The organism is Pseudomonas fakonensis, from assembly GCF_019139895.1.
Classification (GTDB): Bacteria; Pseudomonadota; Gammaproteobacteria; order Pseudomonadales; family Pseudomonadaceae; genus Aquipseudomonas; species Aquipseudomonas fakonensis.
Genome location: NZ_CP077076.1, coordinates 4,888,504 through 4,909,802, shown reverse-complemented (window position 1 = coordinate 4,909,802; position 21,299 = coordinate 4,888,504). Strand labels below are relative to the sequence as shown.

At 63.5% G+C, this 21,299-nt stretch carries 23 protein-coding genes; 20 read left to right on the top strand and 3 right to left on the bottom strand.

The features are described from left to right. Positions 1–133 precede the first annotated feature (133 nt). The 7 genes from zwf to KSS94_RS21590 all read left to right on the top strand — a co-directional run bounded on the left by zwf (position 134) and on the right by KSS94_RS21590 (position 4,742). A complete protein-coding gene (gene zwf, locus KSS94_RS21620; RefSeq protein WP_217840093.1) occupies positions 134–1,603 on the top strand; it encodes a glucose-6-phosphate dehydrogenase in 1,470 nt (489 codons plus the stop codon). After that, positions 1,590–2,303 (top strand): 6-phosphogluconolactonase, encoded by a 714-nt coding sequence (gene pgl / locus KSS94_RS21615; protein WP_217840092.1) that lies wholly within the window; start codon positions 1,590–1,592, stop codon positions 2,301–2,303. The genes zwf and pgl overlap by 14 nt, the downstream gene beginning before the upstream one ends. Before the next feature lie 17 nt (positions 2,304–2,320). Continuing rightward, entirely contained in the window at positions 2,321–2,995 is a 675-nt protein-coding gene (locus KSS94_RS21610) for a bifunctional 4-hydroxy-2-oxoglutarate aldolase/2-dehydro-3-deoxy-phosphogluconate aldolase (RefSeq protein WP_217840091.1), read from the top strand. A 139-nt stretch (positions 2,996–3,134) separates the two neighbouring features. After that, positions 3,135–3,812: a monalysin family beta-barrel pore-forming toxin gene (locus tag KSS94_RS21605; RefSeq protein ID WP_217840090.1), complete on the top strand. Its 678-nt coding sequence runs from the start codon at positions 3,135–3,137 to the stop codon at positions 3,810–3,812. Positions 3,813–3,837: 25 nt separating this feature from the next. Further along, complete coding sequence (locus KSS94_RS21600; protein WP_217840089.1) at positions 3,838–4,065, top strand: hypothetical protein; 228 nt, start codon at positions 3,838–3,840, stop codon at positions 4,063–4,065. Continuing rightward, complete coding sequence (locus KSS94_RS21595; RefSeq protein ID WP_264081996.1) at positions 4,062–4,319, top strand: hypothetical protein; 258 nt, start codon at positions 4,062–4,064, stop codon at positions 4,317–4,319. Before KSS94_RS21600 ends, KSS94_RS21595 begins: the two co-directional genes overlap by 4 nt. 111 nt (positions 4,320–4,430) lie before the next feature. Further along, on the top strand, positions 4,431–4,742 hold the full coding sequence (locus KSS94_RS21590) for a hypothetical protein (RefSeq protein WP_217840087.1): 312 nt from the start codon (positions 4,431–4,433) through the stop codon (positions 4,740–4,742). A gap of 100 nt (positions 4,743–4,842) precedes the next feature. On the opposite strand, the gene leuA is transcribed toward KSS94_RS21590, so the two are convergent. From leuA to xseA, 3 genes are all read right to left on the bottom strand, one after another. Then, positions 4,843–6,516: a 2-isopropylmalate synthase gene (gene leuA, locus KSS94_RS21585; RefSeq protein ID WP_217840086.1), complete on the bottom strand. Its 1,674-nt coding sequence runs from the start codon at positions 6,514–6,516 to the stop codon at positions 4,843–4,845. Positions 6,517–6,929: 413 nt separating this feature from the next. Beyond that, the gene (locus tag KSS94_RS21580) at positions 6,930–7,751 is read right to left on the bottom strand and encodes a M23 family metallopeptidase (protein ID WP_217840085.1); all 822 of its coding nucleotides are present in this window, start codon (positions 7,749–7,751) and stop codon (positions 6,930–6,932) included. A gap of 3 nt (positions 7,752–7,754) precedes the next feature. Further along, the gene (xseA, locus tag KSS94_RS21575) at positions 7,755–9,134 is read right to left on the bottom strand and encodes an exodeoxyribonuclease VII large subunit (RefSeq protein WP_217840084.1); all 1,380 of its coding nucleotides are present in this window, start codon (positions 9,132–9,134) and stop codon (positions 7,755–7,757) included. A gap of 231 nt (positions 9,135–9,365) precedes the next feature. On the opposite strand from xseA, the gene KSS94_RS21570 reads away from it, so the two are divergent. The 13 genes from KSS94_RS21570 (at position 9,366) to KSS94_RS21510 (ending at position 21,297) form a co-directional block, all read left to right on the top strand. Further along, positions 9,366–10,121 (top strand): sulfite exporter TauE/SafE family protein, encoded by a 756-nt coding sequence (locus KSS94_RS21570; RefSeq protein ID WP_217840083.1) that lies wholly within the window; start codon positions 9,366–9,368, stop codon positions 10,119–10,121. A 50-nt stretch (positions 10,122–10,171) separates the two neighbouring features. Further along, positions 10,172–10,723, top strand: coding sequence for a sugar ABC transporter ATPase (locus KSS94_RS21565; RefSeq protein ID WP_217840082.1), 552 nt, complete (start codon positions 10,172–10,174; stop codon positions 10,721–10,723). Between the two features lie 187 nt (positions 10,724–10,910). Further along, positions 10,911–12,380: an IMP dehydrogenase gene (guaB, locus tag KSS94_RS21560; protein WP_217840081.1), complete on the top strand. Its 1,470-nt coding sequence runs from the start codon at positions 10,911–10,913 to the stop codon at positions 12,378–12,380. Positions 12,381–12,457: 77 nt separating this feature from the next. Continuing rightward, positions 12,458–14,035 (top strand): glutamine-hydrolyzing GMP synthase, encoded by a 1,578-nt coding sequence (guaA, locus tag KSS94_RS21555; protein WP_217840080.1) that lies wholly within the window; start codon positions 12,458–12,460, stop codon positions 14,033–14,035. 299 nt (positions 14,036–14,334) lie between these two features. Further along, complete coding sequence (locus KSS94_RS21550) at positions 14,335–14,901, top strand: Pvc16 family protein (RefSeq protein ID WP_217840079.1); 567 nt, start codon at positions 14,335–14,337, stop codon at positions 14,899–14,901. Continuing rightward, the gene (locus KSS94_RS21545) at positions 14,898–15,674 is read left to right on the top strand and encodes a hypothetical protein (RefSeq protein ID WP_217840078.1); all 777 of its coding nucleotides are present in this window, start codon (positions 14,898–14,900) and stop codon (positions 15,672–15,674) included. The genes KSS94_RS21550 and KSS94_RS21545 overlap by 4 nt, the downstream gene beginning before the upstream one ends. Positions 15,675–15,722: 48 nt before the next feature. Next, positions 15,723–17,303 (top strand): phage tail sheath family protein, encoded by a 1,581-nt coding sequence (locus tag KSS94_RS21540; RefSeq protein WP_217840077.1) that lies wholly within the window; start codon positions 15,723–15,725, stop codon positions 17,301–17,303. 71 nt (positions 17,304–17,374) lie between these two features. Continuing rightward, entirely contained in the window at positions 17,375–17,839 is a 465-nt protein-coding gene (locus KSS94_RS21535; RefSeq protein WP_217840076.1) for a phage tail protein, read from the top strand. Continuing rightward, positions 17,829–18,332: a phage tail protein gene (locus KSS94_RS21530; RefSeq protein ID WP_217840075.1), complete on the top strand. Its 504-nt coding sequence runs from the start codon at positions 17,829–17,831 to the stop codon at positions 18,330–18,332. Before KSS94_RS21535 ends, KSS94_RS21530 begins: the two co-directional genes overlap by 11 nt. 2 nt (positions 18,333–18,334) lie before the next feature. Then, positions 18,335–18,505 (top strand): DUF5908 family protein, encoded by a 171-nt coding sequence (locus KSS94_RS21525; RefSeq protein WP_217840074.1) that lies wholly within the window; start codon positions 18,335–18,337, stop codon positions 18,503–18,505. A gap of 21 nt (positions 18,506–18,526) precedes the next feature. Further along, positions 18,527–19,204, top strand: a complete 678-nt coding sequence (locus KSS94_RS21520; protein ID WP_217840073.1) for a CIS tube protein — start codon at positions 18,527–18,529, stop codon at positions 19,202–19,204. After that, positions 19,197–20,984, top strand: a complete 1,788-nt coding sequence (gene vgrG / locus KSS94_RS21515) for a type VI secretion system tip protein VgrG (protein WP_217840072.1) — start codon at positions 19,197–19,199, stop codon at positions 20,982–20,984. Before KSS94_RS21520 ends, vgrG begins: the two co-directional genes overlap by 8 nt. Positions 20,985–20,997: 13 nt before the next feature. Continuing rightward, entirely contained in the window at positions 20,998–21,297 is a 300-nt protein-coding gene (locus tag KSS94_RS21510) for a PAAR domain-containing protein (RefSeq protein WP_217840071.1), read from the top strand. The last annotated feature ends 2 nt before the right edge of the window (positions 21,298–21,299 follow it).

Sequence of the window (21,299 nt, the reverse complement as noted above, 5' to 3'; positions counted from 1 at the left end):
ACTGTCGCTGAGATTGTCACACCACTTGTCTGTATCAGGCGGGGTAAATGTTGTTGTTTTTACTACATTGGTCCTTGAAAAACCGGGTCGAAACCGGTATTCCTAGCTCAACTTTAATAAAAGAACCAACATCATGGCTGCGATCAGTGTAGAACCTTGCACCTTTGCCCTGTTTGGCGCCTTGGGCGACCTGGCATTGCGCAAGCTGTTCCCCGCGCTCTACCAGCTTGACCGCGCCAATTTGCTGCACGCGGACACCCGCCTGCTGGCCCTGGCCCGGGAGCCTGGCAGTGCCCAGGAGCACCTGCAGAACATCGAGGCGCACCTGCGCCGCCACGTGCCGGACGCCGAGATCGACCCGTCCACCCTCGGGCGCTTCTTTGCCCGGCTTGACTACCTGCACCTGGACTTCGTCCAGCCCGAAGGCTACCAGGCCCTGGCCGAGCAAGCCCCCGCCGGGTTGCCGCTGATCGCCTATTTCGCCACCGCCGCAGCGGTGTACGGCGCCATCTGCGAAAACCTCGACAAGGCGGGCCTGGCCCCGCGTACCCGGGTGGTGCTGGAGAAGCCCATCGGCCACGACCTGGAGTCGTCGCGCCGGGTCAATGATGCGGTGGCGCGGTTCTTCCCCGAAAACCGGGTTTACCGCATCGACCATTACCTGGGTAAAGAAACGGTACAGAACCTGATCGCCTTGCGTTTCGCCAACAGCCTGTTCGAAACCCAGTGGAACCAGAACTCCATCTCCCATGTGGAGATCACCGTGGCCGAGAAGGTCGGCATCGAAGGCCGCTGGGGTTACTTCGACAAGGCCGGCCAGCTGCGCGACATGATCCAGAACCACCTGCTGCAGCTGCTGTGCCTGATCGCCATGGACCCGCCCAGCGACCTGTCGGCCGACAGCATCCGCGACGAGAAGGTCAAGGTGCTCAAGGCGCTGGCACCGATCACCGGCGAAGGCTTGGGCACCCGCGTGGTGCGTGGCCAGTACATCGCCGGCTACAGCGACGGCAAGCCGGTGCCCGGTTACCTCGAAGAAGACAACGCCAACGCCCAGAGCGATACCGAAACCTTCGTTGCCCTGCGCGCCGACATTCGCAACTGGCGCTGGTCGGGGGTGCCGTTCTACCTGCGCACCGGCAAGCGCATGCCGCAAAAGCTGTCGCAGATCGTCATCCACTTCAAAGAGACGCCCCATTACATCTTCGCTCCGGAACAGCGCCTGCAGATCGGCAACAAGCTGATCATTCGGCTGCAACCGGACGAAGGCATCTCGCTGCGGGTGATGACCAAGGAGCAGGGCCTGGACAAGGGCATGCAACTGCGCAGCGGCCCGCTGCAGCTGAATTTTTCCGACACCTGGCGCAGCGCGCGGATTCCGGATGCCTACGAACGCCTGTTGCTCGAGGTGATGCGTGGCAACCAGAACCTGTTCGTGCGCAAGGACGAGATCGAGTACGCCTGGACCTGGTGCGACCAGCTGATCGCCGGCTGGAAGCACAGCGGCGAGGCGCCCAAGCCCTATGCCGCCGGCTCCTGGGGGCCGATGAGCTCGATTGCACTGATTACACGAGACGGGAGGGCCTGGTATGGCGATATCTGAACTGCAATTGCCGGCAAGCGTGACGGTGTACCCGCTGGCCGACGGGCCAACCCTTGCAGCCACATTGGCCGCCGATGTGGCCGGGCGCCTGCGCCAGGCCATCGCCAGCAAGGGCCAGGCCTGCGTGGTGCTGTCCGGTGGGCGCAGCCCGGTGCCGTTTCTCGAGAAGCTGGCCGGCGAGGCGCTGGACTGGTCGAAAGTCACCGTGAGCCTGGCCGACGAGCGTTGGGTGCCGGTGGAGCACCCCGACAGCAACGCAGGCCTGCTGGCCCGCCACCTGTTCAGGGGCGCGGCGGCCAAGGCCCGTTTCATCGGCCTCTACCACAGCGCTGCAAGCCTGGGCATCGCCGCCGAACAGGCCGACGAAGCACTTGCCGCGCTGCCGCCAATCGATGTGCTGGTACTGGGCATGGGTGACGATGGTCATACCGCGTCGCTGTTCCCGGCCAGCCCCAACCTGCTTGAAGGCCTGAACCCCTCCAGCAAGCGCCGCTGCCTGCCGTTGCTGGCGCCGAGCGTGCCGCGCCAGCGCCTGTCGATGACCCGTGCACTGCTGGCCAGTGCCGGGCTGACCCTGTTGTCGGTGCAAGGGGCGGGCAAACTCGCTACCCTGCGCGCCGCGCTGGCGGGCAACGACCTTACCGAAATGCCAATTCGCGCCTTTCTTCACGACCCCCTGAGCATCTACTGGTGCCCATGAGCCAAGGATCCACTGTCATGACCACCCTCGAACGCCCACAGCCTTTGCTCTCGATGGCCGAAAAGGCCGCCCGCATCGACGCCCTTTGCGAAAAGGCGCGCATTCTGCCGGTCATCACCATCGCCCGTGAGGAAGATATTCTGCCGCTGGCCGACGCCCTGGCCGCTGGCGGCATCCGCACCCTGGAAGTGACCCTGCGCTCGCAGCACGGCCTGAAGGCCATCCAGGTGCTGCGCGAGCAGCGCCCGCAGCTGTGCGTCGGTGCCGGCACCGTGCTCGACCGCAGCATGTTCGCCAAGGTCGAGGCCGCAGGCGCGCAGTTCGTGGTGACCCCGGGCATCACCCAGGACATCCTCGAAGCCGGCGTCGACAGCGACATCCCGCTGCTGCCGGGTATCAGCACGCCGTCGGAAATCATGATGGGCTACGCCCTCGGCTACCGGCGCTTCAAGCTGTTCCCGGCCGAGATCAGCGGCGGCGTGGCAGCGATCAAGGCCTTCGCCGGCCCGTTCGGCGACATCCGCTTCTGCCCCACCGGCGGGGTCAACCCGGCCAACGTGCGCAACTACATGGCCCTGCCCAACGTGATGTGCGTGGGTGGCACCTGGATGCTCGACAGCAGCTGGATCAAAAACGGTGACTGGGCGCGTATCGAGGCCTGCAGCGCCGAGGCGATGGCCTTGCTGGACTGAAGCGTTTCGTTGTGTGCTGCACGGTTATGGGGCGCTTGGTCGGCGCCCTTTTTTTTGCCTGCAAGAAAGTGTTCCTGCTGATCTGCCGAGCACACGAATTTTAAGCGGGTGCCTCGCTCAGTCAGAAGGAGGTTGCCCAGTGAGTAGCCACGAAGAACTTAAAGGCTCTTATGAAATAGAGCGCTATTTGTACGGTGAGCAGGGTGTGCAGTCGGGTAGTTGGGTGGCGGGGCAAACGGTCGTTGGTGATATCAATGTCGACGGTGTTGCCGTTGAGTGTTTCACCCGCCCGGTCTATGCCTACCTTTCGTATTGTGCACGGGTTCAGCAACAGCGCTCGGGGCCTTATGTCCACACGCAGCACTATCAGTGCGGTTTGAGCCGGGACTTTCTCGCAGGCCTCGGGGTGCCTTTCAAGGTGCGCCCGGGCATCAATCGGGTCAATGCACTGTCCCGTATCGTGACCGACTTAACTGCTGACGTTTTATGGGGTATGCCGGTCGAACAGACGCGTGATGTTTACTTGAACGACAGCAAGGCGTACCTGGTTTACCAGGTCAATATTGCCTATGCCCATTGTCTGCTCGATGGCAAGCCAGGCAACGCCAGGTTGGGCAGCGTATTCAGCGAAATGGCTGTTCAGTGGCTGCTGGTGTCGTCGCTAAGTACTGATCGGCTGGTCGTTGTGGAAGAGCGTCAGGCTGTTGAAGCACTGGGCTGGCAATCGGTCAGGCAGGCAGTGCTTGCCGCAAAAAAGCTGGGCGCAATCGAGTTTGACCAGTCTGTGGCAGATGTTCCCTTCAATCGATATAAATGACGAACACCGACAGGAGTCTGTTGCGATGAGCTTTATCGACGAGTCCATGATCAAGGACATTGGTAACTTCCCGCACAAGCGCGGGTCTTATGAAATCGAGAACTATCTGTTCGGCAGTGACGGGGCGGTCAATGCGGGTTGCTGGATATACGATAAAACCGTGTACGGTGACATGCGCCTGGGGCCGCAGGATTGGAAGGGCCCGGTGTATTCAATATTTACCAGGTGCATTACGTATATGCCCATTGCGTGACGTCGGCTGGCAACTATTCGGACTTTTTCAAATACGCCAAGTACAAGCAGGTCAGGAACCGGGAAGACCTGTACTTCCTGACTTCGGTGGCCACCGACTCCACGCTGGCAGTCGCAGCCAAGCATTCCATTGCCCCGCTGGGGTGGGATGAAATTCAGACCGCGGCCTTGATGAAAGGATATGACGTGGACCAGAACAGTGGCCGCTGGGCATTGGACTGGAAGGCCTACAACCTGCCGGGTTGCCGCTATTGAAGACACGCCGCAGGGTTGCGGTGCCTGCTTTAAGATGAAAAGGCCGGGGCTGCAAGGCAGCCCCTTGCCGGTTACTGCGAAGCTTCGCTCAGCAGCGCGGAGCGCGCGCGCTTGGCGTCTTCGACAGCGTCGGAGATCTCCCAGGTAGTCCCTCACTCCTTCGAGGGCGTTGTCTGCGGTTTCCAGTTGCGGCGCGTTGATCTGCGTGCCGGCTTTGTTGATCCAGGCGGTCAGCTGCTTGCGATCGGCCGCGCTCAGCGGCATGCCCTTCAGGCGCGCCAGCAGCTGTTGCTGGCGGTCGAGGCTGGCATACAGGTGATCGATGAGGTTCAGCCGTTTGCGCACGCAGTTTACGTTCGAACGCGCGCTTTTGATGTCGGCCTGGGCTTTGCTCACCTGAGCCCTGAAAGCCTTGCGGTGTAATACAGACTTGCAGGCGAAATGGTGGCTCGAGTCAGGTCTGGGCAAAAACCACAAAAAAGCCCGCATCGAGGATGCGGGCTCTTGAGCGTCAAACCACGCTTTACGCAGCCTTGGCTTCCTGCTGGCTCAGCGAGCGGTTGAGCGCACTGAACAGCGCCTTGAAGCTGGCGGTGGTGATGTTCTCGTCGATGCCCACGCCGTGCACCGGGCGACCACCGGCCACACGCAGCTCGATGTAGGCCGCAGCCTTGGCGTTGGTGCCGGCGCCGATGGCGTGCTCGTTGTAGTCCATGATTTCGACTGCAACCGGCAGGCCGGCCACCAGGGCTTCCAGGGCGCCATTGCCCTTGCCGCGCCAGTGCAGGTTGGTCTCGCCCTCACCGGCGACTTCCACTTCCACGGCGCTGTTGCCGTTTTCTTCCTGCAAGCGGTGGCTGACCAAGGTGTAGGGGGCGTTGGCTTGCAGGTATTCCTTTTGCAGCAGTTTGTAGATCTGCTGGGCAGTCATTTCCAGGCCCAGGCGGTCGGTTTCACCCTGTACTACCTGGCTGAATTCGATCTGCATGCGACGCGGCAGGCTGATGCCGTATTCCTGCTCGAGCAGGTAGGTAATACCGCCCTTGCCCGACTGGCTGTTGACGCGGATCACCGCCTCGTAGCTGCGGCCGATGTCGGCCGGGTCGATCGGCAGGTACGGCACTTCCCACAGCTCGCCTTCCTGCTGTTTGGTGAAGCCCTTGCGGATGGCATCCTGGTGCGAGCCGGAGAATGCGGTGTGAACCAGGTCGCCGACGTAGGGGTGACGCGGGTGTACTGGCAGTTGGTTGCACTCCTCGACCACCTTGCGCACGCCGTCGATGTCGGAGAAGTCCAACTGCGGGTCGATGCCCTGGGTGTAGAGGTTCAGTGCCAGGGTGACCAGGTCGACGTTGCCGGTACGCTCGCCGTTGCCGAACAGGCAGCCTTCGGCGCGGTCGGCGCCGGCCATCAGGCCCAGCTCGGTGGCGGCGATGCCGGTGCCGCGGTCGTTGTGGCAGTGCAGGCTGATGATCACGCTGTCACGGCGGTTGACGTTGCGGCAGAACCACTCGATCTGGTCGGCGTAGACGTTCGGCGTGGCAACTTCGACGGTGGCCGGCAGGTTGAGGATGATCTTGTGCTCAGGGGTGGGGTTCCACACCTCGATCACCGCATCGCACACCTCTTTGGCGAACTCAAGCTCGGTGGCGCTGAAGGTTTCCGGCGAGTACTGGAAGGTCCATTGCGTCTCAGGCTGCTGGGCGGCGTACTTGACGAACAGCTTGGCGGCGTTGACGGCGATGTCCTTCACGCCTTGCTTGTCCTGGTTGAAGACGATGCGGCGGAACGACGGGCAAGTGGCGTTGTACAGGTGGACGATGGCTTTTTTTGCGCCGCGCAGCGATTCGAAGGTGCGCGCGATCAGGTCTTCACGGGCTTGGGTGAGCACCTGGATGGTGGTGTCGTCCGGGATGTGGCCGTCTTCGATCAGGGTGCGCACGAAGTCGAAATCGGTTTGCGAAGCGGAAGGGAAGGAGGCTTCGATTTCCTTCACGCCCACTTGCACCAGGGTCTTCCAGAAACGCAGCTTCTTCTCCGAATCCATCGGCTCGATCAGCGACTGGTTGCCATCACGCAGGTCCGAGCTGCACCAGATCGGCGCCTCGGTGATGGCCTTCGACGGCCAGGTGCGGTCGGGCAGGTCGATGGTCGGGAAGGCGCGGTATTTCTTCGAAGGGTCTTTGAGCATGGTCATGGAAGCAATCCTTTTGTGTGCGGCCGAGATCGGGCCTGCCGGGCAGTAACGAGATGAAGGGGGCGAGGCGACGCGAATCAGCCTGGTAGTCGGGCGCTGACCAGGTTGAGGCTGCGATGTTGTCGGAGCAGGATGAGGGTGCTGAAGGTTTTCATGTGCTCAACCCTAACCAGTGGGGTGGGGGATGGCAAGCACTGCGGAAAAATTGAGAGGAATGCTTAAAAAACGCTGAAAGGCGAGATTTAATGGCTGTAATTATTGTTTTTGCTTGAGATCGTTGCTGGGTATTTTTGTATGGCGCAAGGCAGGGTTGGCAGTGTTGGCGCTGCTGGCCCTATCGCCGGCAAGCCGGCTCCTACAGGTAGCGCGCCCCCTGTAGGAGCCGGCTTGCCGGCGATGCAGGCGACGCGGATTCAGGGCTGGAACGCGCCAATGAAAATCGCCGGGTCCACCCGCGCATCGTTCAGGCTGACGTTCCAGTGCATGTGCGGCCCGGTGGCGCGCCCGGTGGAGCCCACGCGTCCCACCACCTCGCCGCGGCGCAGCACCTGCCCGGGCTTCACGTCGATCTTCGACATGTGGCAGAACATGCTGATGAAGCCCTGGCCATGGTCGACGAACACCGTGCGGCCATTGAAGAAGTAATCGCCCACCAAGATCACCTTGCCGTTGGCCGGGGTCTTGATCGGCGTGCCGGCGGGTACGGCGAAGTCCAGGCCGGCGTGGGGGTTGCGCTCCTCGCCGTTGAAGAAGCGGCGCACGCCGAACTTGCTCGACAGCGGGCCGTTGACCGGCTTGTCGAGGATCAGGTTGCTGGGCAGCGTCGGGCTGAAGCTGCGGTAGGCCTTGATCTGCTCGGCAAGCTCGCGGTCGATGCGCTTGAGGTCGTCGGGGTTGGGGTTGACCTGGCGCTGGTTCTTCAAGGTGATGTGCTGCTCGGGGTATTTCTTGCTGCCAACGTTGAACGACAGAGTGCGCTCGCCCTGGGTCAGCACCGCGCTGCCGGGCTGTTGCGTCAGCGGGATGCCGACGATGGCCAGCCAGCTGTCCTGCTCCTTGACCACCAGCACCGGCTTGCCGTCGAAGCGCGCCGTCGGGGCGCTGGAGGCTGGTCCCAGGTCGATCACGGCAACGCCGCCGGGCACCGGCTTGTTCAGGGTGCGGGTGATGTAGCTGGCCTGGGCCGCGGTGATCGGCAGCAGCAGGGCGAGGGCGAGGGCGAGCAGGCGGGGCATGTGTCAGTCCAGTAGCGAGAGAGTGACCGGGGTCTGGTGGTTGTCCTCGACCCGCACCTTCAGCTCGCCTTCGTTCAGGCGTGCGGTCAGGCGCTGGCCGTTGCGGGTATCGGCGGCGCTGCGCACGGCCTGGCCACGCTCGTCGAGCAGGATGCTGTAGCCGCGGGCCAGGGTGGCCAAGGGGCTGACCACCTGCAGCGTCTGCAACTGTGCCTGGAAGCGTTGGCGGCGGTCCTTGAGCACCTCGCGCATGGCCCGTGGCAGGCGTGCGGCGAGGGTGTCCAGGCGCTGCTGGAGCATTTTCAGGTTGCGCCCCGGGTGCTGCGCGGCCAGGCGCATGTCCATGCGCCCCAGGCGCTCCTGGCGGCGCTGCATGCCAAGCATGAAGGCGCGGCGCAGGCGCATGTCCAGGTCGTCCAGGCGCTGGGCCTGTTGGCGCAGGCGCTCGCCGGGGTGGCGCAGGCGTCGGGCCAGGCCATCCAGGCGCAGGCGGTCGTGGGCCAGGCGGTTTTGCATGCGCAGCAGCAGGCGCCGTTGCAGGCTGTCCAGGCGCTGCTGCAGGCCGCTGTTGTCGGGGGCCAGCAGCTCGGCGGCGGCGGACGGCGTGGGCGCACGCACGTCGGCGACGAAGTCGCTGATCGACACGTCGGTTTCATGCCCCACGGCGCTGACGATGGGCGTCGCGCAGGCGGCCACGGCGCGGGCCACGGCTTCTTCGTTGAAGCACCACAGGTCTTCCAGCGAGCCGCCGCCACGGGCCAGGATCAACGCATCGAAGCCCTGGCGGTCGGCCATCTGCAAGGCGCGGACGATCTGGTTGATCGCTTCGCGGCCCTGTACGGCGGTGGGGATCAGGTTCAGCTCGACCTGCGGCGCGCGCCGGCCGAACACGCTGATGATGTCGCGGATCACCGCGCCGGTAGGCGAGGTGACGATGCCGATGCGCCGCGGGTGGGCCGGCAGCGGCTGCTTGCGCTCGGTGCTGAACAGGCCCTCGGCGCCGAGCTTCTCTTTGAGTGCCTCGAAGGCCAGGCGCAGGGCACCGTCGCCGGCAGGCTCCACGGTATCGAGAATCAGCTGGTAGTCGCCGCGCCCTTCGAACAGCGAAACCTTGCCGCGCACCTTGACCGCCAGGCCGTCACGCAGGGCCTGGCGCACGCGGGCAGCGTTCTGGCGGAACAGCGCACAGCGAATTTGCGCACCGCTGTCCTTGAGGGTGAAGTACATGTGCCCGGAGGCCGGGCGGGCGAGGTTGGAAATCTCGCCTTCCACCCAGACGCTGCGGAACACGTCTTCCAGCAGCACGCGGGCGCGGCCGTTGAGCTGGCTGACGGTGAGGACCTCGCGGTCCAGGCCGAGTCGTTCGAAGGGGTCTTTGATCATGGCGGGCATCATAAAGGACATGCAGGGCGGTTGTCTGTGCTCGCTCCCACAGGTATTGCATGAGCTTCAGGTCAGTGCCGTACCTGTAGGAGCCGGCTTGCCGGCGATGAGGCCGGAACAGGCAGCACAGGACAGTTGCTCCCACGGTGAGTGGCGAGGTGCACAACCCCCCCCTTGCCGGTGATGGGGTGAGGCAGGCTAACCTGTGCCGGTCGCCCAAGGAATCGGCCCATGCTCAGCCAACTCGCCTTCACTCCCCTCGAATGGATTCCCATCCTGCTGGCCATCGCCGCCGCCTACATCGTCTTCGGCATCGCCGGCTTCGGCACCGCGCTGGTGGCCGGCCCGGTGCTGATCCACTTCATGCCGCTGTCGCGGATCATCCCGTTGCTGGTGCTGCTGGACTTCGTCGCCGCCTTCGGCAACCTGCTGCCCTCGCGGCGCAACGTGGTACGCAGCGAGCTGCTGCGGCTGCTGCCGTGCATGGCGGTGGGCTGCACCTTGGGGGTGGTGTTTCTGCTGCACCTCAAATCCGACCTGCTGCTGTTGCTGATGGGCCTGTTCGTTACTGCCTACGCCATCTACGGGCTGACAGTGAACGTGCGCCCGGCCAGGCTGTCCGGGCTGTGGGCGGTGCCGATGGGCACCGTGGGCGGGCTGTTCGGGGCGTTGTTCGGCAGTGGCGGTTTTCTGTATGCCATCTACCTCAGCGCCCGGCTGGAGGTGAAAGAGCAGGTGCGTGCCACCCAGAGTGCGCTGATCAGTTGCAGCACCATCGTGCGCCTGTCGCTGTTCCTGATCGCCGGGGTGTATGCCGACACCAGCTTGCTGTGGTTGGCGGCCTGCCTGCTGCCAGTGATGTTCCTCGGGCTGTGGGTTGGCAGGCGGTTGACCCTGAAGCTGTCCCGCGAGGCCTTCGTGCGCCTGATCACGTGGCTGGTGCTGGCCAGCGGCCTGGCGCTGATCGGTCGCTACCTGAGCGGCTGAGCAGGCAGTAGAATTGCGCCATTACCGCTGTTTGCAGGCTTGCCCCGTTCATGAATACCCAGAGCATCATCGTCCCCAAGCTGTCCACCGTGCCGGTGCACGAAGCCCGTGCCCGGGCCATCCTGCGCTGGCTGGTGCGCGAAAAAGTCGTCGAGGAGCAATTGACCACCTGCGGGCGCACCGGCAACCGCATGGGCCATGCCCTGGCCGAAGGCGCCCGCAAAGTGGCCCTGCACCCGGAAAGACTGCCGTTGGGCAACCCGGTCAACGGCCTGGAGGTGATGCTCAAGCGCTGCATCTACACCCCCACCGAAGGGTTTCTTGAAGAAGCCGGCTGCCCGGAGTGCCGCCGCAAGGTGGGCGAGCCGCTGTTCGAGAGCCTGGAGGAGTGGATGCCGGCGGTGAGCGACAACTTCACCTGCCCGCTGTGCGGCTTCGAGGATGACATCAATGGCTTCCTTTACCTGCAGCCATGTGCCTTTTCCAACCTTGGGTTCATCTTCAACAACTGGGGCGAGGCCGGGTTTACCCAGGCCTTTCTCGACAGCTTCGCCGACTGGCTCGACCAGCCGGTGGCTGTGGTGCAGGTGAAGGTAGGCTGATTCGAGGGCCTCATCGCCGGCAAGCCGGCTCCTACAGGCAGTGCGCGACGCCCTGTAGGAGCCGGCTTGCCGGCGATGAGGCCACAACAGCCAAAACTGGACCGAAGGCCCTTATTTTGCATTGAGCGGCGCGCCTTGCATGAGTATAATGGCGCGCTTCCATTTTTCCCGCCCGGGAGCCCCCGCGATGCTGCGTATCAGCCAAGAAGCCCTGACCTTCGACGATATCCTCCTTGTACCTGGCTACTCCGAGGTACTGCCCAATGAAGTCAGTCTCAAGACCCGTTTGACTCGTGGCATCGAGCTGAACATTCCGCTGGTTTCCGCCGCCATGGATACCGTGACCGAAGCGCGTCTGGCCATTGCCATGGCCCAGGAAGGCGGCATCGGCATCATCCACAAGAACATGACCATCGAGCAGCAGGCCGGCGAAGTCCGCAAGGTCAAGAAGTTCGAGGCTGGCGTGGTCAAGGACCCGATCACCATCGACGCCGACGCCACCGTGCGCGACCTGTTCGAGCTGACCCGCCTGAACAACATCTCCGGCGTTCCGGTGCTGGCGAATGGCGACCTGGTCGGTATCGTCACCTCCCGTGACGTGCGTTTCGAAAACCGTCTGGAAGCCAAGGTCCGCGACGTGATGACGCCGAAAGAGCGCCTGGTCACCGTCCGCGAAGGCGCCGACAAGAACGAAGTGCGCGAGCTGCTGCACAAGCACCGCCTGGAAAAAGTCCTGATCGTTGACGACAAGTTCAACCTCAAGGGCATGATGACCGTCAAGGACATCGAAAAGGCCAAGGCCTACCCGCTGGCCAGCAAGGACGACCAGGGTCGCCTGCGCGTTGGCGCTGCGGTCGGCACCGGCAAGGACACCGGCGAGCGCGTTGCCGCCCTGGTTGCCGCCGGCGTTGACGTGGTCGTGGTCGACACCGCTCACGGTCACTCCAAAGGCGTGATCGACCGCGTGCGCTGGGTGAAAGAAACCTACCCGCAAGTGCAGGTGATCGGCGGCAACATCGCCACCGGCGCCGCCGCCAAGGCCCTGGCCGAAGCTGGCGCCGACGCAGTCAAGGTCGGTATCGGCCCTGGCTCGATCTGCACCACCCGTATCGTAGCTGGCGTTGGCGTACCGCAAATCAGTGCCATCGCCAACGTTGCCGCAGCACTGGAAGGCACTGGCGTGCCACTGATCGCCGACGGCGGCATCCGCTTCTCCGGTGACCTGTCCAAGGCCATCGTTGCCGGTGCTTCCTGCGTGATGATGGGTTCGATGTTCGCCGGTACCGAAGAGGCCCCGGGCGAAGTCGAGCTGTTCCAGGGCCGTTCGTACAAGGCTTACCGCGGCATGGGCTCGCTGGGTGCCATGGCGCAGGCGCAAGGCTCGTCCGACCGTTACTTCCAGGACTCCTCGGCCGGCGCCGAGAAGCTGGTACCGGAAGGCATCGAAGGCCGCGTTCCTTACAAGGGCGCCCTGGCCGCGATCATCCACCAGCTGATGGGCGGCCTGCGTTCGTCCATGGGCTACACCGGCAGCGCAACCATCGAAGAGATGCGTACCAAGCCGGAGTTCGTGCGCATCACCGGTGCTGGCATGGCCGAGTCCCACGTGCATGACGTGCAGATCACCAAAGAAGCCCCTAACTACCGCGTAGGCTGAGGCTTCAAGCAATAACCGAACGGGGCTGTCACGAACAGCCCCGCGTCGTTTCCGATTTCCACTGACGAGATTGAGTCATGGCCCTCGACATTCACGCTCACCGCATCCTGATCCTCGATTTCGGTTCCCAGTACACCCAGCTGATCGCCCGCCGCGTGCGCGAAATCGGCGTGTACTGCGAGCTGCACCCGTTCGACATGGACGATGAAGCGATCCGCGAATTCAACCCGCGCGGCATCATCCTGGCCGGCGGCCCCGAGTCGGTCCACGAAGCCAACAGCCCGCGCGCCCCGCAAGCGGTGTTCGACCTGAAGGTGCCGGTACTGGGCATCTGCTACGGCATGCAGACCATGGCCGAGCAGATGGGCGGCAAGGTCGAAGGTTCCGAGCTGCGCGAGTTCGGCTACGCCCGTGTCGACGTGGTCGGCAAGAGCCGCCTGCTGGACGGCATCGAAGACCACGTCGACGATGACGGCGTACTGGGCCTGGACGTGTGGATGAGCCACGGCGACAAGGTTACCCAGATGCCGGGCAACTTCAACGTGCTGGCCAGCACCCCGAGCTGCCCGATCGCCGGCATGTACGACGACGCCCTGGGTTACTACGGTGTGCAGTTCCACCCGGAAGTGACCCACACCAAGCAGGGTGGTCGTATCCTGTCGCGCTTCGTGCAGGACATCTGCGGCTGTGAAGCCCTGTGGACCGCCTCGAACATCGTCGAAGACGCCATCGCCCAGGTGCGCGCGCAAGTCGGTTCGGCCAACGTTCTGCTGGGCCTGTCCGGCGGCGTCGACAGCTCGGTGGTTGCCGCGCTGCTGCACCGCGCCATCGGCGACCAGCTGACCTGCGTATTCGTCGACAACGGCCTGCTGCGCCTGCACGAAGGCGACCAGGTGATGGCCATGTTCAAGGAGAACATGGGCGTCAAGGTGATCCGCGCCGATGCTGAAAAGCAGTTCCTCGACAACCTCGAAGGCGAAGCGGACCCAGAGAAGAAGCGCAAGATCATCGGCCGTACCTTCATCGACATCTTCGATGCCGAGGCCAGCAAGCTCGAGAACATCCAGTTCCTCGCCCAAGGCACCATCTACCCAGACGTGATCGAGTCGGCCGGCGCCAAGAGCGGCAAGGCCCACGTGATCAAGTCGCACCACAACGTCGGCGGCCTGCCGGAGGAAATGAACCTCAAGCTGGTCGAGCCACTGCGTGAGCTGTTCAAGGACGAAGTGCGCAAGATCGGCCTGGAGCTGGGCCTGCCGTACGACATGGTCTACCGTCACCCGTTCCCGGGCCCGGGCCTGGGCGTGCGCATTCTGGGTGAAGTGAAGAAGGAATACGCCGACATCCTGCGTCGCGCCGACCACATCTTCATCGAAGAGCTGCGCAAGGCCGACTGGTACCACAAGACCAGCCAGGCCTTCGTGGTGTTCCAGCCGGTCAAGTCGGTGGGCGTCGTTGGCGACGGCCGTCGCTACGCCTGGGTCGTGGCCCTGCGCGCCGTCGAGACCGTGGACTTCATGACCGCCCGTTGGGCGCACCTGCCCTACGAGCTGCTGGAGACCGTCAGCGGGCGCATCATCAACGAAATCGAAGGTATTTCGCGCGTCACCTACGACGTGTCGAGCAAACCGCCGGCCACCATCGAGTGGGAATAAGTTGAGCCACGAGGGCGCCGCAAGGCGCCCTTGTTGTATCTGGGTGGTCAACTTTTTTGGCTAATTAGCTGATATCGAAAGGTAAATATTCGTTTTGCAGTTTATCTGGGACGGCCGTCCCTGAACTTATATGAATTTTTTTCGCGCGGATTATGGCAAAGCGCCATGGCTGTGCTAGCTTGTTTGCAGTTTGAACTTTTCGTTGTTGCTATTGTCGCGCAGTATTTCAAGTTGTTACGCATGCCTTTCGGGCAGGGAAGTCTTTACGCGGATTCAGGAAGCCGCTACGAGAGGCGTTAATGATCGATGTCGCGCTTGTCTATATACGAACAGTGCTTGATCAATACCTCAGTGCCCAACTGGGTATAGAGCCCGGCTGTGTGGTATTGAACGGGCTGTCGGCCAGCGACCCCGCCAGGCTTGAGCAAAACCGCAACAAAGTGGTGCTGACGCTGGTCAGCCTCGAGCATGAAAACAACAAGCGTTTCTATGGCGGCAGTGTTCAGCAAGATGGCCAGTTCAATTGGGTCAACCCGCCACAGTTCTTCAACATGGACATGCTGGTCAGTGCCAACTTCGATGATTATGTCGAGGCACTGAAACAACTTACCCTCGTCGTCACCTTCTTTCAGGCCAACCTCGCCTTCGAGCGCAGCCGTTATCCCGGCCTGCCCGAAGGTTTGAGTGCGCTCAAGTTTGAAGTCGAGAACTCTCCCTCGCAGAAAACCCACGACCTGTGGACCGCACTGGGCGTCGGCTACTTGCCGTCGATGCTCTACAAGGTGCGCCATGTGGCCGTGCAGGCCGGGCAGGTGCGTGGCACTGCGGCTGCGGTGGGCGCTGTCACCGGCGTTGCCCAGCCATGACCCCGCTGTTTACCGTGGCGCTTGAGCATGGCTATTTCCCGGTAGGGGGCGTGCAGCCGTTCGAGGTCGTGCCGCTGGCCGACACCGCGCGCCTGATGGCCCGCTACCAACTGCGCCTGCAACGCCAGCAGGGCGCCTTCTGCCTGCTGGCCGGGCGTGCCGACGCCGGTTTCATCCACTACCTGGGCCAGCAGGCGCGGCAAGGTGAGTTGAATTTCTGGCTGTGCTGCGACCCGGCGCTGTTCGTGGCGATTACCCAGTTGCCAGGCGACTGGCTGGGTACGCTGCGCCTAGCCACGCAACCGGGCAGCCTGCAGCTGACCCCGGTGCCTGGCGAGCGCCTGCCGGGGCCTGGCGATGCCGTGGCGCTGCTTAGCCTGAGCCTTGAACACCTGTTGGCGGTGGGGCCGGCCCCCATTTACCAGGCCCGTTTCGAGGTGCGCAGCCTGGGTTGGGACTACTACCTGGTCAACCGCAGCGAAGTGCTTCTGCAGGCCCCGGCTGTGGTCGGCGGCGATGGCCAGTGCTTCGACGGGCCCAACGCGGTGCGCTTGCCGGGTGGTGAGCAGGCCCTGCATTTCAGTTCCGGGGCGCGGCGCTTTACGGTGCAGCAGGTGCCTACCGAAACCTTCGACCTGGTCGACCGCATCAGCCCCGGCCACGGCCAGGCCGAGGTCGAGCATTGCTACCTGAAAGGCCTGCCCACCCCCGGGCAGCAACAGTTATGCGCCGGCACTCAACTTGAGCGCTGCGCGATGCACGTCTACCTGTAGCGTTACCCGTCACCACTCCCACTCCCTCAACTCCGTCAAGGACGAGCCATGGCATCCACCTACGCAACACCCGGTGTGTACATCAACGAGCTCAACGCCTTCCCCAATTCGGTGGTGCCGGTCGCCACTGCGGTTCCGGCATTCATCGGCTATACCCCGCGGGCCGATTACCAGGGCAAGTCCTACTACAACAAGGCGGTGAAGATTTCTTCGTTCGTCGAGTTCCAGGCGTACTTCATGCTGGACAACCCGCCGCCGCCGGCAGACCCGGCGCGCCAGTACAGCCCCGAGTACTACCTGGTGGCACAGAAAGAGCAGCCCACCTCCGGCGATTACCTGACCATCGGCGGGACGTATTACTCGGTATTGCCCGACCCCAACACCCTTTACTACCTCTACAACAGCATCCGCCTGTTCTACCAGAACGGCGGCGGCGACGCCTACATCGTCGCGGTCGGCCCCTACGGCCCGCCCAGCAAGAAGCCAGCCAGCGACCCGGCCGCGCCGCTGGTCAACCCCAACGTGCAACTGACTGACCTGCAGCGGGGCTTGAGCCTGCTGCTCAACGAGTCGGAGCCGACGCTGTACATCTGCCCGGAAGCCACCCTGCTGTCGTTGGCCGACAACGGCACGTTGATGCAGGGCATGCTGCTGCAGGCCGAGAGCATGGGCACCACCCTGTGCGTGTTCGACATCATCGGCGGCGCCAACCCCGACCCGATTCAGTACACCCAGGACATCCAGACCTTCCGCAACAACACCGGCAACAACGGGCTGAAGTACGGCACCAGCTACTACCCGTTCATCGGCACCACCATCATGCAGCCGGCCGACATCGACTTCACCAACCTGTTCGGTGGCGACACCACGCAGCTGGCGGCGCTGATCAACCCGCCAGCCGCGCCCAATGCAGCAGTCGGCACCCTGCTGGGCATGATCCAGAAACCACCGGCCAACCCCATGAGCAACAGCCAGCTGCAAGCGGCGCTGCTCAACGCCAGCGCGGTCTACAGCCAGATCGTCAACCACGTGCTCGAATGTGCCAACGTGCTTCCGCCCAGCGGCGCCATGGCCGGGGTGTACACGGTCAACGACAATATGAACGGGGTATGGAGCGCGCCGGCCAACATGAGCATCGTCGGCGCCGTCAGCCTGCCGATCCGCCTGTCCGACGCCCAGCAGGAAAACCTCAACATCGACGCGGTGTCGGGCAAGTCGGTCAATGCCATCCGCTTCTTCAACGGCCAGGGCATCCTGATCTGGGGGGCGCGCACCCTCGACGGCAACAGCCAGGATTGGCGCTACGTGCCGGTGCGCCGGACCATGACCTTCCTCGAACAGTCGATCAAGCTGGCCGCCCGGGCCTATGTGTTCGAGCCCAACACCGCCAATACCTGGGCAGCGGTGAAGGCCATGATCACCAGCTTCCTCACCGATATCTGGAAGCAGGGCGGCCTGCAGGGTGCGGCGCCGGCCGATGCGTTCCAGGTCAGCGTCGGCCTGGGCTCGACCATGACCGCCGATGACCTGCTCAACGGCTATATGCGGGTCACCGTGCTGGTGGCTACGGTCAAGCCGGCCGAGTTCATCGTCATTACCTTCCAGCAGGAACAGGCCAAGACCGGCTGAGCCCTGTGCGTGGCGGCCAGGGAGCCGCCATTGGCAACCTTCGTTCAACCTCAGCATGAAAGGGATGAGTCATGGCAGATGATGGCAGCAAGCAGGGCGCGACCTGGCCGCTTCCGAAGTTTCGCTTCGAAGTGGATTTCGGCACGCAGTTGAAAGGGATTGCCTTCCAGGAAGTGTCCGGCATGGACAAGGAAGTGCAGGTGATCGAGTACCGCCACAGCAACAGTGCGTTGTTCTCCACCATCAAGATGCCGGGCATCGCCAAGTACAGCAACGTCACCATGAAGCGCGGCGTGTTCGTCAACGACAACACGTTCTGGGCCTGGATGGACGAGATCAAGATGAACACCATCGCCCGGCGCACGGTGCTGATCAAGCTGCTCGACGAGGCCGGCGCGGTAACCATGCAATGGCAGTTGAACAACGCCTGGCCGACCAAGATCACCGGCACCGACCTCAAGTCCGACAGCAACGAAGTGGCGGTGGACACCATCGAGATCGCCCATGAGCAGTTGATCATCACCAATGGCAGCTGACGGCGACCTGCTGGCCAGCTTCTGGTTCGGCGTGCGCATCACCGGGCAGGGCCGCAGTGTCGATGCGGCCTTCCAGGAGGTGTCCGGCCTGTCCCAGGAAATGGCCATCGAAGAGGTCGCCAGCGGTGGCGAAAACCGCTTCAGCTACCGGCTGCCCGGGCGTACCCGCTACCCCAACCTGGTGCTCAGGCGTGGGGTGGCGGCGGCCGAGTCGCCGCTGGTGGAGTGGTGCCAGACCACCCTCGACGGCGGGCTGGGCCGGCCACTGCAGGTGAAGAACCTGAGCGTCAGCCTGTTCGATGCCAGCGGCCGGCCGAGCCTGAGCTGGAGCTTCGTCAAGGCCTACCCGGTGAAGTGGTCGATGAGCGAGCTCAGCGCCCAGGACAACCGCCTGCTGATCGAAACCATCGAGCTGGCCTACCAGTATTTCGAGGCCGATGACGCGCGTACCGAGCAGTACGCCGACATCGCCTCTTTGTTCAAGGGAGCCTGAGCATGCCTGTGGAAATACGCGAGCTGGTAATCCATACCAGCATCGTCTCGCGCCCCGAGCGCGAAGCGCCGGCGCTGGACGGCCAGCGCCTGGCACAACTGAAGCAGAGCATCGTCCAGGAATGCCTCAAGGCATTGCGCGAACAGCACGGCGCTCGCCGTGGCGAACGTTGACCGGCAGCAGGAGGCCAAGCCATGGGCAACATGAAGCTGGTCGCCTACAGCGACGAGAAGTACACCGCAAAGGTGCCCGGGGGCAGCTACGAAGTCATGCTCAACCCCGAGAAGCTGCAGTGGGGGCGCCAGGTGCAGTACAACGAGGAGGCCGCGCTGGATAGCAGTGCGCCCTCGGCCAAGTACAACAAGACCCCCAGCGAAACCCTGAGCTTCGAGCTGGTGATCGACTGCACCGGCGTAGTGGATGACAGCCGTGTCGATCTGCCCACCGAAATCGCCAACCTGAGCAAGGTGGTCTACGACTACAACGGCAGCATCCACCGGCCCAACTATGTCTCGGTCAATTGGGGCGGCGGGCTGGCCTTTCGCGGCGTGCTCACCTCGCTGAGCACCAGCTACACCCTGTTCAAGCCCGACGGCACGCCGCTGCGCGCGCGCCTGTCGCTGGCGTTCATTTCCTACATCGACGCCCAGACCCTGGCCAACAAGGACGACAAGTCGTCCCCAGACATGACCCACCAGGTACGGGTGGTCGATGGCGACAGCCTGGCGCAGATCGTCGCCGGCATCTATGGCGAGCCGGGCTACTACATCCAGGTGGCGCGCTTCAACCAACTCGACAAATTCCGTCGGCTCAAGACTGGGCAAGTGCTCAGCGTGCCGCCGCTCAAACCCCAGGAGGCCATCAATGGCTGACGCTTCGACGGGTGCCGTGATCAGCTACGCCATCTCGGTCAATGGTAATGCCATGCCCGGCACATACCCGCTGCATGGCCTGCGCATCGAGCAGGCCATCAACCGCATCGCCAGCGCCACGCTGACCTTCCTTGATGGCAGCCCGGACGAGGAGGGCTTTCCCATCAGCGCCTCGTCCAGCTTCGTGCCGGGCAATACCGTAAGCATCGCGCTGGGCTACGACGGCAACAACAGCCTGGTATTCGAGGGCATCGTGGTAGGCCAGTCGCTGCATGTGGACAACCAGCGCGGCCCGCAGCTGCAAGTGCTGTGCAAGGACCCTGCGGTGAAGCTCACCGTGGGCCGCAAGAGCGCCAATTTCAGCAACCAGGCCGACAGCGACGTGATCAGCCAGCTAGTCGCTGCGGCCGGCCTGCAAGCCTCGGTCGCCAGCACCTCGCTGAAGCTGCCGACCCTGGTGCAGTACTACGCCACCGACTGGGATTTCCTGGTGGCCCGCGCCGAAGCCAACGGCCTGCTGGTCAGTGCCCTGAACGGCAAGGTCAAGGTGTTCGACCCGCAGGCTGACAGCAGCCCGGTGTTCACGCTCACCTACGGCAACGACATCCTCGCGTTCAACGCGCAACTCGACGCGGTCAGCCAACTGGCCCAGGTCACCGCCACGGCCTGGAGCTTCCAGGACCAACAGCTGGTCAGCGCCTCGAGCAGCGCCAGCCAGGCCGGCCCCGGCAACCTCAGCAGCCAGACCCTGGCCAAGGTAGTCGGCCTGGGCAGCTACGCCCTGCAGACCTCGGCCACCGAAAGCAGCGACGAGCTGCAGTGCTGGGCCAAGGCGCAGATACTGCGCAGCGAACTGGCCAAGATCACCGGCGAAGTGCGTTTTCAGGGCAGCGCCAAGCTGCTGCCCGGCAACTACCTGACCCTAGCAGGCCTTGGGGCACGTTTTGCCGGCGATCACTTCGTCAGCGCCGTGGTGCACGAGGTCAGCGACGGCAACTGGACCACCGAGGCCAGCATTGGCCTTGCCGCCGAAACCTTCACCCAGCGTCATAACGACATTCAGGCGCCAGCCGCCAGCGGCCTGCTGCCCGGTACCCAGGGGCTGTTCAACGGCACCGTCGGCAAGATTTGCGACGACCCCGACGGCGAGTATCGCATCTTCGTCGAGGTGGCGCTGTTCGACCAGGCCGCCAGCGGCCTGTGGGCGCGCATGGCGAACTTCTACTCGACCAGTGGCCAGGGCACGTTCTTCCTGCCGGAGGTGGGCGACGAGGTGATCCTCGGTTTCCTCAACCAGGACCCGCGCTACCCGGTGATCCTTGGCAGCCTTTACAGCCAGAAGCGCAAGCCGTTCGGCCAGTTCACCCCGGACCAGCAGAACAGCCTCAAGGGCATCGTCAGCAAGAGCGAGCTGCGCTTGTTGTTCGACGACCAGAACAAGATCCTCACCGTGCAGACCCCGGGCGGCAACAGCGTGGTGCTGGACGACCAGCACCAGCAGGTGCAGGTCAAGGACCAGAACGGCAACTCGCTGTTGATGTCCGGCAGCGGCATGACCCTCAAGAGCGGCGGCGACATCACCTTGCAGGCCGACGGCAAGCTCAACCTCAAGGGCACCAGCGGCATAACCATGCAAAGCAGCGGCGGCGACATCCAGCAGCAGGCCTTGAACATCAAGCACAACGCCGACATGCAACTGACCGCCAAGGGCGGCATGAGCGCGCAGTTGCAGGCCGGCATGGACCTGACCCTCAAGGCCACCATGGTCATGATCAACTGAACGGAGCGCCCCTATGCCACCTGCCGCACGTCTTACCGATTTTCACACCTGCCCGTTGATGACCCCAGGCCTGCCGCCGATCCCCCATGTCGGCGGGCCGATCATCGGCCCTGGAGTACCCACCGTGCTGATCGGCGGCCTGCCCGCTGCCGTGGTGGGCAACACCTGCGTCTGCGTCGGCCCGCCCGACAGTATCGTCAAAGGCTCGTCATCGGTGCTGATCGGCGGCTTGCCGGCAGCGCGGATGGGCGATGCCACGGCCCATGGCGGCACCATCATGCTCGGTTGCTTCACCGTGATGATCGGGGGCTGAAC